This window comes from Methylobacterium sp. ARG-1, assembly GCF_001262595.1.
GTDB classification, from domain to species: domain Bacteria; phylum Pseudomonadota; class Alphaproteobacteria; order Rhizobiales; family Beijerinckiaceae; genus Methylobacterium; species Methylobacterium brachiatum.
In genome coordinates, this window is record NZ_LHCD01000002.1 from 176,583 (window position 1) to 190,808 (window position 14,226).

The window sequence follows — 14,226 nt, forward strand, 5'->3', positions numbered from 1 at the left end:
GCTTAACTGTAAAGCCCGAATGAGGGAGGATATATACAACTTTAAGTGTATTATGGCTAGTGTCTTGTTATTGCTATCAATTACTCGGCGGCTTATCGATATCTTTCTGATTAAGCTGCCGTACACTCCTCAGTAGTCCATTCATTTCGGGCCTGAGCCAGAAATCAGGATTGTGAACGACGTAAAACCCAGAATCTCGGGCATCCAATAGGGAGAAGTGACCGCTGGTTGCACGTCTTATATCTTCGACCTGTAACAATGCGCGGGGCTGCTCTACGAGGTTGTCGCCGGAGCCATTCACCTGGTTCGAGTTCACGTTGAAGCCTCGTACCATGACCGACGCTTTCCCTGAGCGATGCTCAATTTCTTTTAGCGTGTCATGATCCGGGAGCCCGCGATATAGCGTGTGCGCCACAGCCTTCTTCCAGATACGCGCGCTCTCGCGCCCATAGCGCGTTTCAATCTGCGCCGCCGCGTTCTGGAACACGCCAAGAAAGTTGATGCCGCCTTGCCGATAGAGGGTCAGGATCTCATAGAAATTCGAGACATAGAGCTGGCCCCATTCCTCACCGACCACCAGTGCGCGAAGCGGGCCCTGCGCATCAGCGAAGCGCTCAATCACGGCGGCTGTCATCGCGCCGACAAAAGTGCGGCTTGTCTCGGATCGCGCCGAGCCGATGATGAAGAGGGCCGTTCTCTCGCGCTTCATGTCGGCGGGATCGAACGTGTTTCGGCTTGTGAGTTCGCGGGCGGACATCCCCGGCTGGAAGCCTTGCAGCCGCTCGATGATGAGCGAGGCGTAGGCGTTCCATTGGTCGGGCGAGGCGGTCAAGCCAGCAACCAACCTGCACATTCCGGCTTCGTCCTGCATCCGTCGGTCTGAAGCCCAGAGAAGCAGATCGTCGGCGATCTCATCGCGCGGCCGCCCCCAAAAATCCCACAAGCCGCCCGGCGAGCAGGACCAGCGTTCCGACGGGTAGAGGGCTGTCACCTTATTGTAGAGCGTGAAGAAGCTGCGGACGCCCTGGCTTACCCAGCGGTTCTTCGAGTCCGGTTCCTGCGGCACCAGAAAGCTCGCGGCATCGTAAGCCGCTTCGCCAACGATACCGCGTAGGACAGGGTTGGCCGCTGTCTCCAAGAGCCGCGTGTTGATGTTGTAGCTCTCGGACGGGTAGCCGTGCAGGTTCCCTGCATTGATGAACAAGACGCGGTAGCCCTGGCGCTTGAGCGTTACCCACGACACCCAGGCCAGTTCGCCATCCTTTGGGTCAGTGATGATCTTGGTGAGATGGTCGGTGCGGGGCGAGACGAGGTTCACGCCCAGGAAGCGGGTGAGCTTCCCCTTTCCGGCCTGGGCATCAATCGCGACCGGCTCCGTACCATCATAGACGAGCGGATATCCGTCGATGAATCCGAGTTCGATCCCCCGGCGGATATTCCGATAGGTGCGAAGGGCCGGGACGCTCATAGCAGCCCCGACCGGATGAGGGCTTCGAGGTCGTTGAGCTTGGCGTTCCCGAGCTGACCGCTTGGGTTCGCATCGAGCATCTGGCGGAGGCGAGCAGCCGCCACAGCCTCCGCGCGCGCTCTTGCGATCCGCGCCTGCTCGGCATCCTCCCAAGCGAGCCGCTGGGCTGCCTGGGATTCGAGGCTGAACAGGAATTGATGGATTTCGACGAGATTGCGCAGGCTCATTTGCGCAGCTCCTCTTCATCGTCCCAGGTAGCGAAGCGGAAGGGTTCACGCTCGGTCTGATGCTCACGCGCCGCGTACGCGGAAGGCAGTGGCTCGACGGTGTGAGACGAGCGCGGGGACGTTTGCGGTGTGATGACCGCTTGCATCGCTTCGGCTGATTGCGCTGCTTCGGCCTTGGCCTTCTCGATGTGATAGGTGACGACCACCGACCCTAGTGCGTAACCGCCAATCGGCAGGTAGATCACGAAGTCGGGCCTGATTGCCACGCCAAACAAGGCTGAGGTGAAGAAGGCAAAGGCGGGTACGAGACAGGCCCCGATCAAGCCACGCCGCACGAAAGCGCGGGCCTCCTCAGGCGTGATCGTTCCACCGAAAAACTGAATTGGCTTGTTCCAAGCCGCGAAGCACACGATTGTCAAAACCAGCGAGGCAAAGGCCAAGAGTGCAAATAGGAGCGCGCCCGCAATCAGAGCGCTCGCCGCAACGAAACCGAAGGCCATAGCCGCGCCGCTGTTGTCATTGTTGGTCGCCATAAACGCCTCCTGTTGAGAAGCTATCGCTCCAGGCCCAGCCCGACAGACATCTCGCGCTTTCGGGCTGGCCCAGGATCAAGGCCGCGCGAGAATTTGAAGAAGCGTCCAAGCTCACGCCGCAATTCCAGCAGCTCTTCGGCTTGGCGATTGCGCAAGGATTTGAACTCGATCTGGAGGCGGGCACGCTCTTCGCGCTGCCGGTCGATAAGTTGCTGGCGCTCTTGCGCTTGCCGCTCGCGGCTTGCCTTGGCTTCGGCTTCGTTCTGCGCGCGGACCTTTTGATATTGGCCGGTGATCCGGTGCCACAGGCCGCGCAGGCCTTTGGGCAGTCGTGCCGCTCGCGCCTTCGTCTCAGCGTCCAACGTACGCGTCTGGTCCTGGGCAAGCTTCGCGCGGCCATCACGGTGGCGATGGGTCATTTCCATCTTGGCGTGAGCGAGGGTGGCAACAGATTTCTGGAACTTGGTCCGCGACTCCGCGACGTGGCGCTTGATCGCTGGTGTCATCCGCTTGGCCAGCGCCTTGCGGGTGGCCTCGACGGAGGGCAGCGCATCGCCATCCCCGAGCCGCGCCTTCACATCCTTGGTTTTGAGACCGAGGACGCGCGGGAGCGAATGCACTTCGCCGTCATGGTCGATGATGACGTGGCCGCGCCGGTCCCCGCGCGCGAGGAAACAGCCGTGATCCTCTAGCGCTCGGGAGAAAGCGGGAGCGCTGTCGGATGCTTGCCAGCAGGACTGCACGGCTGCCTTGAGCCAGCGCGGGTCTTGCTCTCGGCGCTTGGCCTGTTGCCATTCGGCCAGGGTGAAGTTGCGCGGATCGCGCATCCCCTCGCGGGCGATACCGCGCGGCATCTCCCAGCCGTGTTCGAGGTAGAGATCGCGCGAGAGACCAACGAGCTTCTTTTTGAAAAAGGACATCGGCCGCGCTGTCATGGTGGCCGCGTCGATGCGGCTCCAGACAGCATGAGCGTGGCGGCGGCCTTCCTTCTCGTGGAAGACGATGGCGCGCGGCTGCCCATCCAAGCCGAGGCGGCGTTCTGCGTCGTCGATGGCCCTCTCGAACTCGGCCTCGGTGACGGCCGCGCTCTCCGGCGGGCTGAGTGACAGCGAGAAGAGATACTGGCGGCACTTGGTCCCGCGCGAAATCGCTTCGGCTTCTTTGAATGCGCCGCGCAGATTGTCGGAGGCGAACTCGCGCAACTCGTGGACGCGCACATGTTCGTTGTCGTCCATCCGCATGAGGTGGGCGGCCAAGTCCTGGCCGCCGCCGCGTTGCGAGCCCTTCAAGATCATGGCTGCGCCTCCGGCTTGAGGCCGAGCGCGACCAGCAGCAGGCGGCGAATCTCGTGGAGGTCGGAAAGCGCCTGAACCAGGGCGGCTTCGGTTTCTTCCGTCGCGGGAAGCGAGCCGGTGTTTGCCGCATGGGCGAGCTGGTTGAGGTTGCTGAAAACCCGCGACCGGCCGAGCAGGGCAATGAGCTGGGCCAGCACTTTCCGGTCGGCAATCGAGATGCCGCTCTTACGGACCCTAGCGGGGACCGGCTCACCCAGAACCTTCGCGCGGATGTAGGTGCCGAGCGGAGCGCCCGCGGCCTCACAAGCCAGGCGGGCGCGCTCGGCCTCCGAAAGCCGCAAGCTAAAGGGTGCCGGTGCCTTGGCCTTTCTGATTCGGCGGGGTTTAGCGGGAGGCGGGGCTGCCGCTTCGGCCTGAAAGGTGCTGCCTAGGGACATGGCGGCACCTGCAAGTCATGCGACTGGCGGTGCTCCAGGAAGGCGTTCCACTGCGCCAGCGTGTTGAACAATTCGTTCGAAACGGCGCTGGGCGGGCGCGCCATCACTTAGCGATCATTTTAAAACCTTCCGGATGCGCCGGGGTAACGCTGTGGGTAACAGCAAAACCGCCCGGCGACGGCTGCCGCCCGCACAGGATGCGCGAGGGGCCGCGAACCAGTGATCCCTGCCATGTCAAGGTAACGTGCATGCAGGCGCCGTCCTGGCATCTGCATGCGCTGGCGGAGGGTGCAGGATTCGAACCTCCAATCAGACCGTTATGAGCGGTCGGCTCGCATCGTCCGATGACGGACTGGCACCGCCGGGATGGATGGACAGCGGGCCCACGCCGCCTACCATCGGAAGTTGCGACCCCGGCGATGGAGCTCAGAATGCACCCCGAAGAGGAGGTCCAATGGCTGCGGCTGCGTATCCTCGCGCTGGAAGCGAAGGCCTCCGAGGCGGAACGCCAGATCCGCAACTTAGGCTGGGGAATGCTGTTTCTGTTGGCCGTCGCCTGCGCGGACTTCATCCGCATCTTCGTCGGATAGGCGACCCCTCGCCTTCGATCGGCATTGCCAACCGTCAGGCGCATGGCGTGCCCGCCGCCAACTTCATCACCGCGACGGCGAGCGCCACCGACATATCGTCCAGGTCGGCGTAGCCGTTGATGACCTTCTTACCTGTTCCTCGGCCTCAGGGAGCGGGCCGAGCCTCGCGAGGCATCCAGCCTTGGTGAGGATGTCCGGCAGCCGCCAGACGGAAAGCCCGCCACGCTCGCCCGGATTGCCCCTGCGCCCTGTCCCGCTTGTGTCCCACCACCAGCACACTGCGGCATCGAGCACGGCGCGACAGGGTGTGTCGGTGATGCCCTGCGCCGTCCGCCTGCCGGGACGACGCGGCCGGGCGCAGTGGCGCGCTCAGGCGACCCGTAGTGCGGCTGAACCCAGGCCAAGCTCGGCGCGGAACAGGGCTTCCATCTCGCGGCGGACGCGGATCGCCGGGTGGTTGGCGTCGTAGGTCACGTCGCTCCAGCGCACCACCCGGCCGGCCGGGACGTCGTGGGTCAGGACCAGGTTATGCGCGAGCCCGATCGGCAGTGCATCCTGCGCGAGGGAATCGGTCGTCGGCATCAGCTTGCCGTAGACCGTGAAGCCGCCCTCGCCGTCGAGGCGCTCGCCGGCCATCAGGGGGCGCTTGGCGGTAGCGGCCACGTCGCCGCGCCAGGCGCCGGTGGCGCCCGTGGCCTCGCCGCGGACCGCGATGGAGGCGACCGAGATCCCGAGTTCGAGGCCGATCAGGTGATACGGCTTGTAGGTGGCGGCGTAGCGGCCGCTGGCGTCGGTCTTGAGCCCGTATTGCGCGAAGCACTCCTGCACGTAGCGGCTCGGCGCCGCGAACACCGCGAAGACGCCCCAGCGCAGGTCGCGGAACACCGGGCGCCCGTCCCGTTCCAGGGAGGACACGACCTCGACGGTGCCGCGCTCGGTCAGGATGCCGCCATCCGCCACCGGCCGCAGGAGCGTGGGCAGGTCGTCGACGCCGCAGGCCGGGAAGGCCAGCCCGTCGCGCGGCGGGGTCAGGTCGCAGGCATTGGCCACCGCGGCCATCTCCAGCGCCGACTTGGTGCCGTCCAGGAAGGAGTTGAACATCTGCGGGTTGAAGTCGCCGCCCGCGACCTGCTCGGCGCTGAAGCCGTAATGCCCCCAGACCGTGTCGGGCGTAGAGGCGTGATAGGCCGGCAGGTACTTCGTGCCCTTGCCGGCGCAGACCACCTCCAGCCCGATGGTGCGCGCCCAGTCGACCAACTCGGCGATGAGGGCCGGCTGATCCCCCGAGGCCATGGAGTAGATGACCCCCGCCTCCGCGGCCCGGCGGGCCAGGAGCGGGCCGGCCAGCACGTCGGCCTCGACGTTGACCATGATGATGTGCTTGCGGTGTTCGCAGGCCTTGAGAGCGTGGTGGATGCCGGCGGCGGGGCTGCCGGTGGCGTCGATCACGATGTCCACGAACGGGCTGGCGATCAGGGCGTCGGCATCGTCGGTGACGCAGGTCGCGCCGGTCCGCGCGGCCTCCTCCGGGGTCGGGGCCGCGAAGCGGGCCTCGTCCCAGCCCACCCGGCGCAGCGCCTGGCGCGCCCGGTCGGGCGAGAGGTCGGCCAGGGCGGTGAGGTGGATGCCCGGCGTCCGGGGGGCCTGCGACAGGTACATGGAGCCGAACTTGCCGGCGCCGATCAGCGCGACGCGGACGGGGCGGCCCTCGCTGGCGCGGCGCTGCAGCTTGGCGAACATCGACATGGCGCTCTCCCTGCGGTGTCCCGCGGTCGGTCGAGCCCCGGGGGCCGTACCCGCCGCGTTGCATCCTCGTGCGAGCTTGGCATTATCATGCATTCCCGTACGTGCCCATGCGACGGCGCCGGCGCCCGGCCCCGGACGGGCGGCGCCTATCCCCTGGCGCGGCTCTCCTGCTCCCGCTCCAGAAGCCATCGGCGGAAGGCGCGGATCTTCTCTAGGTCCCGGTCGCGTTCGCGGTAGCAGATGAAATGCAGGTGCCGGTACAGGCTCGCGAGCCGGCCGTCGCCGAGCCGCACGAGCTGGCCGGCGCGGAGTTCGTCCTGCGCGAACCGCAGGCTCTCCAGCGCGACGCCGAGGCCCTGGACCGCCGCCGCGATCACCAGGGAGCCGCGATCGAAGGCCGGCCCGGAGGCCGCGGCCGGGGCGGAGAACGCGTTGCGGGCGAACCAGTCCGGCCAGCGCACGGGGCTGAACGAGGAATCCAGCCGGGGGAAGCGCTGGGCCGTGGCGGGCTCGATCGGCCCGAGGGATCGGGCCAGCTCCGGCGCGCACAGGGCCGCGATCTCCTCGCGGCCCAGGGCCTCGACCGTCAGCCCCGGGCCGCGCGGCGGGCGACCATAGGCGATCAGGATGTCGATCTCCGCGTGCCGGCCGAGGTCGATCGGGTCGGCGTTGCTGGACAGCCGGATGCCGATGTCGGGATGCGCCTCCACAAAGGCATGCAGCCGGGGGCCGAGCCACTTGGCGGCGAAGCTCGGCGTGCAATGCACGGCCAGCGCCGAGGGCGGCGGCGGGCTCAATTCGGCGCAGAGTGCCTCGATCGTGTCGAAGGCCTGCGCGAGGCCCGCGCTCAGGCGCTCGCCGTCGGCGGTGAGCGTGGCCTGCCGGTTGGCGCGCCGGAACAGGGCGCGCCCGAGGCTGCGCTCCAGCGCACGGATCTGATGGCTCACCGCCGAGGGCGTCAGGTGCAGCTCCTCGCTCGCCCGGGCGAAGCTGCCGAGGCGCGCGGCCGCCTCGAAGGCCCGCAGGGCAGAGAAGCTCGGGATGCGGCGCATCGGGCGGTCCGTGAATTGGATTCACGAAAACGGTGAAAACGCGTCGTTTGTCAATGTTGGGGTTCGGCACGATAGTGCCTGTCAGACCGCGAAGACGGGTGAGGATGGTCTTCGCCCAGCCCATGAGAGGACGCGTCATGCTCGACGACCCTGCCCACGGCAGCGACATCGCCATCGACCTGCCCAATGACAGCGCCGGCCGCAGGCGCACCTCGATCTACCAGCCCGAGCAGGCGGGCCTGATCTTCCCGGAGATGCCGGAGTTCGCCAGCCACGCCGAAGCGCGGGAATACCGCAAGCAGCACCTCGTGGCGGCCTGCCGGGCCTTCGCGCTGCACGGCTTCGATTACGGCTTCGCCGGGCACCTCACGATCCGCGATCCGGAGCGTCCGGAGCTGTATTGGACCAACCCGATGTGCGTGCACTTCTCGCAGGTGCGGATGTCGAACCTGATCCTCGCCGACCACAAGGGCGACGTGGTCGAGGGACGCTACGCGATCAACCGCGCGGGCTTCGTGCTGCACGCGGCGGTCCACGACGAGTATCCCGACGTCATGGCGATGTGCCACGCGCACACGACCTACGGCACCGCGTGGTGTGCCACCGGCCGGCCGCTCGACATGATCAGCCAGGACGCGGCCGCCTTCCACGACAGCCACGCGGTGATCGGCGCCTCGGCCGGGGCGGTCGCGGTCGAGAAGGCGAGCGGCCTTTCGGTGGCCCAGCAGATCGGCCGCAACCGCGGCGTGCTGCACCAGAACCACGGCCTGCTGACCTGCAGCCGCCACAGCATCGACGACGCGGCGTTCTGGTTCATCGCCCTGGAGCGCGCCTGCCAGCAGCAGCTCCTGGTCGAGGCGACCGGCATCAAACCGCAGCTCCTGTCGGAGAAGACCGCCCGCTACAGCCGCGAGCATGTCGGCAGCGATTATATCGGCTGGCTGCACTTCCAGACGCTCTACAGCCACATCGCCGCGACGCAGCCCGACATGTTCCAGTAACGCCGGCGCGGTCCGGCCGCGAACGCGTCACGATTCTCCGAAGGGCCGGCCGCCACGCCGGCCCTTCCGCTGTCGGCGGCCGATTTGCCTGTCGACAACCTGGAATCGCGGCAACCTTCCGGCTCTCGCGATCGTCGTCCTCGCGTCGCCGGGGCGACGCGGAGGCCGTCATGATGGGATTGGGCGTGTTCTGTGTGGTGGCTGGCGCCGGCCTGGCCGCCGCCTCCCTGTGGGCGCCCCGGCACCGGGCCCTCCTCGAAGGGATAGGCGGATGCCTGTTCCTGGCCGGGCTGGGCTGCGCCGGCGCGGACCTGGCGTTGGCGTCCTGATCCGGGCGCCGGGCGGCCGCGATACAGGGGCGTTTGGGCCGGTGGGGTTGCCAAGCTTGACCATATAGGCCAGCCTGTACGTAAGTAATGCGTCCCGATTGGAACTGCCTAGGAGTGCCAATGCTGGTCAATCACGAGCGCCGCCTGCTCAATAAAGCCGCCGGGTCCGACAACTATCGGATCTCCATTCAGCGGAAGCCGGACGCATCCTGGCCCGGTGATCACAGCAGACTCACGGCTCTCGAGAGTATCGGCCATCTGGAGCGGGTCGGGGTCAGCGACGGCCTCGCCATCTGGCAGATCACCGCCACCGGGCTGACCCAGCTTCAGGCGCTCGCCGGGGGAGCCGCCTGATGGCCTCGATCAAGATCCGCGCGACCGATGACGGCACCTTCGTGGTCTATCGCAACGGCGCGGCGGTCGCTTCCGGGCTGACCCGCGACCAGGCCGAGCGCTGCGCGTCGATCCTGGGCTGGATCGCGCCGCATTCCTGAGCGGGGCGCCGGTAAGGGACCGTTAACCCTGCCGTCCTACCCAAGTCGGACCAGCCGATCGCTGGCCTTCCACGCCCATCCGATCTCGCCCCTCAACACGGATGGGCGTGGAAGCCGAATTCCGCTCAGAGCGCGCGCGCGTAGCCGGGGCGCAGGTCGATCGCCTGGGCGGTGGCCTGCGAGAGCCGCACCTCGGTCAGCGTGACCTCGGCCCCGTCCTTCACGGCTTCCTTGACGATCTGGACCCCGCTGTCGGGATCGTCCGCGATGACCGCGTAGAACACCGTCAGCAGGTTCTCCGGGGCGTCCTCATCCCGGCGCGCGACCTTCACGATGAAGGCGGTTTGATTCGGCTCGATCATGGTAGGCGTTCAGTTCCGTCCTGGGCCGCGCCGAGGGCGGCCGCCGCCGAACGCGATACTGCGTCGGCGAAAGAAAATGGATCCCGACGAAGATTTGCCGCCCAGGCCGGTCGACCCGGCGCCGGACGGCACGGGACCGTCAGGCCGCGGTCAGGCGCTTGGTGTTGAACGCCACGTGCTCGCGGTAGCGGGCGATCACCGTCTCGGGCGAGCCGCCCATCATGAGCGTCGTCATGGCCTCGCCGGCAGCGTGCATCTTCTCGGTCACCATGGATTGCGCCTCGGCCAGCCCCTCGCTGCCGCCCCAGGCAAGACGGACCAGGCGCAGTTCGATTACCCGCTGGGCCTCGATCGCCAGCATCATCGATGAGAAGAAGGGATTGTACACGGCGCACTCCGAACCGCGGCAGATGCGGCGCGGATGGAACGCGGTGCTCGCCCGGAATGATCCACCGGCCGCACGCGGGTCCGGCCCGCGTTTCGGGCCGGACCCGCGTGCCGGGGCGACTCACCCGCGGGCGAGGCGGTCGCGGATGAGCGCGTGGAGCGCGCGCAGGTCGCTGCCGAACTGCCGGATGCCCTCGGCGAGCTTCTCCGTGGCCATCGCGCTTTCGTTCATCTCCCAGCGGAACGAGAACTCGTCGGTCGCCGGCACCTCAAGCGCCTCGCCGTAGGATTCGGGCGACAGGGCGCGGGGGAGGTGGCCCTCCGTCGCGGCGAGCTCTTCCAAGAGCTTGGGCGAGATGGTCAGGCGGTCGCAGCCGGCCAGCGCCTGGATCTGGCCGATGTTGCGGAACGAGGCGCCCATTACGACGGTCTTGATCCCGCGCGCCTTGTAGGCGGCGTAGATCGCCCGCACCGACTGGACGCCCGGATCCTCGGCGCCCGTGTAGGTCTTGCCCTCGGCCTTGGCGTACCAGTCGGTGATCCGCCCGACGAAGGGCGAGATCAGGAACACGCCGGCATCTGCGCAGGCCATGGCCTGGACCAGGGAGAACAGCAGCGTCAGGTTGCAGTCGACGCCCTCGCGCTGCAGCACGCGGGCCGCCTGGATGCCCTCCCAGGTGGAGGCGATCTTGATCAGCACCCGGTCGCGCGCGATGCCGCGCTCGTCGTAGGCGCGGATGATCGCCCGGGCCTTCTCCACCGTCCGGTCGGTGTTGAACGACAGGTTGGCGTCGACCTCGGTGGAGACCCGGCCCGGCACGAGCTTGGTCAACTCGGCGCCCACCGATACGGCGAGCCGGTCGGCCACCGCCTGGACGATGTCCTCGGTCTCGCCGCCCTGCTTCTTGCCCCAGGCCACGGCCTCGTCGACGATCGGGGCGAGCCCTTCCATGCTGGCCGCCTTGAGCAGCAGCGAGGGATTGGTGGTGCAATCGACCGGCTTGAGCTTCTCGATGGCGCCGATGTCACCGGTATCGGCAACCACCACGGTCATGGTGCGGAGTTGATCGAGCAGCGATGTCATAGCGTACCTCGTGGATTGGCGCCCGGCCGACAAGGCCGCCGCACCCGTGCGCCCGGAGATATAAGACGCGCCCCGGAGCGCTTCGACGCTCGTTGGTCCAGCCGAATCGCCCAGCGAGCGCGCCCGGGCGGATCCGTACCACGGCGGGGCCGGATCAGCCGACCGAGCGCCAGTCCCGGAGGGAGAGAGACCAGGCCTGGGCCTCGTTATAGGCCACGGCCACCCGGCCGTGACTGAGGATCTTGGCGAGCATGACCCGGTCGCCCACCGCGGTGATCTGGATCACCGTCGGGCCGTAGCCGGCATCGCCGACCAGGCAGGTTCCAACCTGCCAGCCCTGCTCGCGGCAGATCTCCGCCGCGCAGCGGTGATCGTGCCGGGTCACGGATTTGCGCTGCGGGCGGCCGGCTGCGGATAGGCCGGGTTGCCGCCCGGAACCGCGCTGGTGTCGGAGGGCGAGGTCGCGCCGCCCGTGCCGCTCTCGCTGCCGGTGACCTGCTTGCGCGAGGCCGCTTGGCTCTGGCTCGCGTAATCCGTGGGCGAGCTTGCGCCCTGCCACATCATCAGCCCGGCGAGCGCGGCGACCATGAGCCCGACGCTGGCGACCAGCACGTAGAGCGCCGGCCGGCCACGCTTGCCCTGCCGGCCGTCCTGACCGGAGAGTTGTTCTGCCATCTTGGAACCTCGTTGACCCGCCGTTGCGGGGTCTAAGCGCTCGCCGCCGACGGGGATGCCGGTTCGGCACCGGCAGGCGCGGTGAATCGAAGGTTTGGAGCCGGGTCCGATCGCAACGCGACCGGTTCGGGGGAGGAACAGGCCGCCGGACGGATAGGTCCACCCCTGTGGCCTTATGCATCGGCTCGGCGGTGCAGAGGGTCGAAGCTCAGGCGGTGAAGACCAGCAGGAGGGCGCCGAGGCTGCCGAGCGCGGTGACGCTGATGCCGCTCACGAAGGCGACGTCCCAGCCGGCGAACTTGTTCGTGACCGGCGCGAGCCGATAGGCGGAATGCGTCACCAGCGCGCCGAGCACCGCGAGTGCCAGCGCGACCGACATCAAGATTGTCATGGGGTTTGATCCTTGCCCGCCAGTGGCGGGACTGACCGACCCTCCGCGGATACGTGCAACGGGTCAACCCGCTCAAATATCCGCCCGGCGCAAAACTGTTGCGTGTTGCCGGCTGTCGAACGCGCGCATCGGCTGTGGGCTGCCCGGCCCTGCGATTTCCGCCCTCCATCGGCCACTGCCACGACGGCGCCCGCGAGGGTGAGGCCGGATCCCGGGCGCTGATACCACCGCTTCAAAACGGCGAAGACTACTTCTGGTCGATAACAACCGCCCCGGTGGTGCAGGTATACCAGGAAAAATAACGTAGGTCAGGGAACCAGCTTGTGCGCAATCCGTTTTTGCCCCGCTGCCGATACGGTAGGTGCAAGCGCCAGGGGGCGAACGCGAAAGAACAGGCCATCCGGCGCCAGCGTCCAATGTCGGTCCGTACAAATATCGGAGGAGCCTTCTGACCGATCTGCAGCGGATCACACAGTCGTGATCGGCTAAGTCATCTCGCAATTATAGTTCTTTTGTACCATTGATTGTGCGAGCGCGGCGCACATCTGATGGCCGATCCAGGGTCTTCTCAGGAACGGCGAGGTGCCCGTGATCGAGCGCTTGAAAATACCGTCCGCCGAGCACCTCAAGGCGTCGGTCAAGGAGGCCATCGGCAAGCTCACCGGGGACGCCCGGGTCGAGGCCGAGGGCCGGCGGCAGAAACAGGCGGCCCGGCCCTCCAAGCCGGCCAAACCCCGCTCCGACTGACCCCGGTCTCAAGCCGGCGGCCCGTCCGGGCGCCATCCCCATCGAACCCACACCCAACGGAGAACGACATGGTCGACATCGACAGGATCACGGGCGCCGCCAAGGACCTCGGCGGCAAGGTGCAGGGCGCCGTCGGCGACCTCGCCGGCTCGCGGAGCGACTCGGTCGAGGGCCGCTTCCGCGAGGCCAGCGGGCAGGCCGAGAACCTCTACGGCCAGGCCAAGGACACGGTCCGGCACGCGGCCGACGAGGCCGCCGACTACGCCGAGGACGCCTATGAGCGCGGCGGCCATTACCTGCGCCGGGGCACCCGCGAGGTGAGCCATCAGGTCGCCGAGTACCCGCTCGCCTCCCTGCTCGTCGCCGGCCTCGTCGGCTTCGGCCTCGGCCTCCTGGTCAGCGCGAGCCGCGACTGATCCCGGCTTCCACTTCCACAGACGACCGACGACCCGGAGCAAGAGCGTGACCACCATCCAAACCACCGCGTCCCCCCTGGCCGCAGGCGCGTCCGCCGACACGCGCGCAATCCTGCTCAACCAGGTTTCCTGGGGGGCGATCTTCGCCGGTGCCGCCACCGCCCTGGTCACCCAGGTGATCCTGAACCTGGTCGGCGCCGGCGTGGGCCTGGCCTCCTTCGGGCCCAATGCCGCCGACAACCCGGCCGCCTCGACCGCCTCCATGGGCGCCGGGATCTGGTTCGTGGCTTCGGGCATCGTCGCCTCGCTGATCGGCGGCGCCATCGCCGGGCGCCTGTCCGGCAAGCCGCTGCCGGGGACGGCCGGCCTGCACGGCCTGGTGTCCTGGGCGGTGACCACTCTGGTGGTGCTCTACCTGCTGACCTCCGCGGTCGGCGGGCTGATCGGCGGCGCCTTCAGCGGCGTGACCGCCACCCTGGGCGGGGCCGGATCGCTCGTCGGCGGCACCGTGCAGACGGCCGCCCAGGCCGCCGCGCCGTCGCTCGCCAAGATCACGAACCCGCTCGACGGGATCGAGAGCACGGTCCGTCAGCAGGCCGCCGGCCAGGACCCGCAGGCCGCCCGCGACGCCGCCGTGGCGGCCGTGAAGGCCCTGTTCACCGGTGACCCGGCCCAGAAGCAGCAGGCCGAGAGCCGCGCCGCGGACGCGCTGGCCAAGGCGCAGAACATCCCGGTCGAGCAGGCCCGCCAGCAGGTCCAGGACTACGAGAAGCAGTACGACCAGGCGGTCGCCACCGCCAAGCAGAAGGCCGAGGCCGCCGCCGTCGCCACCAAGTCGGCCGCCACCCAGGGCGCCTTCTACGCCGCCCTGGCCCTGGTCCTCGGCGCGCTCGCCGCCTTCCTGGGCGGTCGCTTCGGCGCCCCCAAGCCCGTCACCCTGCTCGGCGCCTACGAGACCCGCCGCGCCTGATCCCCATCGGTCCCCGCCCGCC

At 67.8% G+C, this 14,226-nt stretch carries 21 protein-coding genes; 8 read left to right on the plus strand and 13 right to left on the minus strand.

Annotated elements, in window-relative coordinates; genetic code table 11:
- Positions 1 to 76 precede the first annotated feature (76 nt).
- Genes AKJ13_RS02620 through AKJ13_RS02640 form a run of 5 tightly spaced genes read right to left on the minus strand, consistent with a single transcriptional unit; the run spans position 77 to position 3,864 of the window.
- A complete protein-coding gene (locus AKJ13_RS02620) occupies positions 77 to 1,468 on the minus strand; it encodes a TraM recognition domain-containing protein (RefSeq protein ID WP_050731944.1) in 1,392 nt (463 codons plus the stop codon).
- Positions 1,465 to 1,695, minus strand: coding sequence for a hypothetical protein (locus tag AKJ13_RS02625; protein ID WP_050731945.1), 231 nt, complete (start codon positions 1,693 to 1,695; stop codon positions 1,465 to 1,467). The genes AKJ13_RS02620 and AKJ13_RS02625 overlap by 4 nt, the downstream gene beginning before the upstream one ends.
- The gene (locus AKJ13_RS02630; RefSeq protein ID WP_050731946.1) at positions 1,692 to 2,228 is read right to left on the minus strand and encodes a hypothetical protein; all 537 of its coding nucleotides are present in this window, start codon (positions 2,226 to 2,228) and stop codon (positions 1,692 to 1,694) included. Before AKJ13_RS02630 ends, AKJ13_RS02625 begins: the two co-directional genes overlap by 4 nt.
- A gap of 20 nt (positions 2,229 to 2,248) precedes the next feature.
- On the minus strand, positions 2,249 to 3,523 hold the full coding sequence (locus AKJ13_RS02635) for a relaxase/mobilization nuclease domain-containing protein (protein WP_050731947.1): 1,275 nt from the start codon (positions 3,521 to 3,523) through the stop codon (positions 2,249 to 2,251).
- Positions 3,520 to 3,864, minus strand: a complete 345-nt coding sequence (locus AKJ13_RS02640) for a hypothetical protein (RefSeq protein WP_244471492.1) — start codon at positions 3,862 to 3,864, stop codon at positions 3,520 to 3,522. Before AKJ13_RS02640 ends, AKJ13_RS02635 begins: the two co-directional genes overlap by 4 nt.
- Positions 3,865 to 4,391: 527 nt before the next feature.
- On the opposite strand from AKJ13_RS02640, the gene AKJ13_RS31830 reads away from it, so the two are divergent.
- Positions 4,392 to 4,550, plus strand: a complete 159-nt coding sequence (locus tag AKJ13_RS31830; RefSeq protein WP_160320590.1) for a hypothetical protein — start codon at positions 4,392 to 4,394, stop codon at positions 4,548 to 4,550.
- Positions 4,551 to 4,919: 369 nt separating this feature from the next.
- On the opposite strand, the gene AKJ13_RS02645 is transcribed toward AKJ13_RS31830, so the two are convergent.
- Positions 4,920 to 6,296: a Gfo/Idh/MocA family oxidoreductase gene (locus AKJ13_RS02645; protein ID WP_050731949.1), complete on the minus strand. Its 1,377-nt coding sequence runs from the start codon at positions 6,294 to 6,296 to the stop codon at positions 4,920 to 4,922.
- A gap of 146 nt (positions 6,297 to 6,442) precedes the next feature.
- Positions 6,443 to 7,348: a LysR substrate-binding domain-containing protein gene (locus AKJ13_RS02650; RefSeq protein ID WP_050731950.1), complete on the minus strand. Its 906-nt coding sequence runs from the start codon at positions 7,346 to 7,348 to the stop codon at positions 6,443 to 6,445.
- Between the two features lie 137 nt (positions 7,349 to 7,485).
- On the opposite strand from AKJ13_RS02650, the gene AKJ13_RS02655 reads away from it, so the two are divergent.
- From AKJ13_RS02655 to AKJ13_RS32145, 4 genes are all read left to right on the plus strand, one after another.
- Positions 7,486 to 8,349, plus strand: coding sequence for a class II aldolase/adducin family protein (locus AKJ13_RS02655; RefSeq protein ID WP_050731951.1), 864 nt, complete (start codon positions 7,486 to 7,488; stop codon positions 8,347 to 8,349).
- 170 nt (positions 8,350 to 8,519) lie between these two features.
- The gene (locus tag AKJ13_RS32140; RefSeq protein WP_200905572.1) at positions 8,520 to 8,678 is read left to right on the plus strand and encodes a hypothetical protein; all 159 of its coding nucleotides are present in this window, start codon (positions 8,520 to 8,522) and stop codon (positions 8,676 to 8,678) included.
- Between the two features lie 120 nt (positions 8,679 to 8,798).
- Entirely contained in the window at positions 8,799 to 9,032 is a 234-nt protein-coding gene (locus AKJ13_RS02660; RefSeq protein ID WP_050731952.1) for a hypothetical protein, read from the plus strand.
- On the plus strand, positions 9,032 to 9,172 hold the full coding sequence (locus tag AKJ13_RS32145; RefSeq protein WP_007567546.1) for a hypothetical protein: 141 nt from the start codon (positions 9,032 to 9,034) through the stop codon (positions 9,170 to 9,172). Before AKJ13_RS02660 ends, AKJ13_RS32145 begins: the two co-directional genes overlap by 1 nt.
- 125 nt (positions 9,173 to 9,297) lie before the next feature.
- Here AKJ13_RS32145 and AKJ13_RS02665 read toward each other — a convergent pair whose 3' ends face one another.
- The 6 genes from AKJ13_RS02665 to AKJ13_RS02690 all read right to left on the minus strand — a co-directional run bounded on the left by AKJ13_RS02665 (position 9,298) and on the right by AKJ13_RS02690 (position 12,071).
- Positions 9,298 to 9,534 carry a hypothetical protein gene (locus tag AKJ13_RS02665; protein WP_007567545.1) on the minus strand — a complete coding sequence of 79 codons (237 nt, stop codon included), beginning with the start codon at positions 9,532 to 9,534 and terminating at the stop codon, positions 9,298 to 9,300.
- Between the two features lie 139 nt (positions 9,535 to 9,673).
- Complete coding sequence (locus tag AKJ13_RS02670) at positions 9,674 to 9,922, minus strand: hypothetical protein (protein ID WP_050731953.1); 249 nt, start codon at positions 9,920 to 9,922, stop codon at positions 9,674 to 9,676.
- Between the two features lie 120 nt (positions 9,923 to 10,042).
- Positions 10,043 to 11,005 (minus strand): transaldolase, encoded by a 963-nt coding sequence (gene tal, locus AKJ13_RS02675; protein WP_050731954.1) that lies wholly within the window; start codon positions 11,003 to 11,005, stop codon positions 10,043 to 10,045.
- A gap of 154 nt (positions 11,006 to 11,159) precedes the next feature.
- A complete protein-coding gene (locus AKJ13_RS02680; protein ID WP_050731955.1) occupies positions 11,160 to 11,390 on the minus strand; it encodes a hypothetical protein in 231 nt (76 codons plus the stop codon).
- Entirely contained in the window at positions 11,387 to 11,680 is a 294-nt protein-coding gene (locus AKJ13_RS02685; RefSeq protein ID WP_050731956.1) for a hypothetical protein, read from the minus strand. Before AKJ13_RS02685 ends, AKJ13_RS02680 begins: the two co-directional genes overlap by 4 nt.
- 208 nt (positions 11,681 to 11,888) lie before the next feature.
- Entirely contained in the window at positions 11,889 to 12,071 is a 183-nt protein-coding gene (locus AKJ13_RS02690; RefSeq protein ID WP_050731957.1) for a hypothetical protein, read from the minus strand.
- Positions 12,072 to 12,659: 588 nt separating this feature from the next.
- Here AKJ13_RS02690 and AKJ13_RS30160 point away from each other — a divergent pair.
- The 3 genes from AKJ13_RS30160 (at position 12,660) to AKJ13_RS02700 (ending at position 14,204) form a co-directional block, all read left to right on the plus strand.
- Positions 12,660 to 12,818 carry a CsbD family protein gene (locus AKJ13_RS30160; RefSeq protein WP_082316850.1) on the plus strand — a complete coding sequence of 53 codons (159 nt, stop codon included), beginning with the start codon at positions 12,660 to 12,662 and terminating at the stop codon, positions 12,816 to 12,818.
- A gap of 68 nt (positions 12,819 to 12,886) precedes the next feature.
- Entirely contained in the window at positions 12,887 to 13,234 is a 348-nt protein-coding gene (locus AKJ13_RS02695) for a CsbD family protein (protein WP_050731958.1), read from the plus strand.
- 46 nt (positions 13,235 to 13,280) lie between these two features.
- Complete coding sequence (locus AKJ13_RS02700) at positions 13,281 to 14,204, plus strand: PhnA-like protein (RefSeq protein WP_050731959.1); 924 nt, start codon at positions 13,281 to 13,283, stop codon at positions 14,202 to 14,204.
- Positions 14,205 to 14,226: the final 22 nt, after the last annotated feature.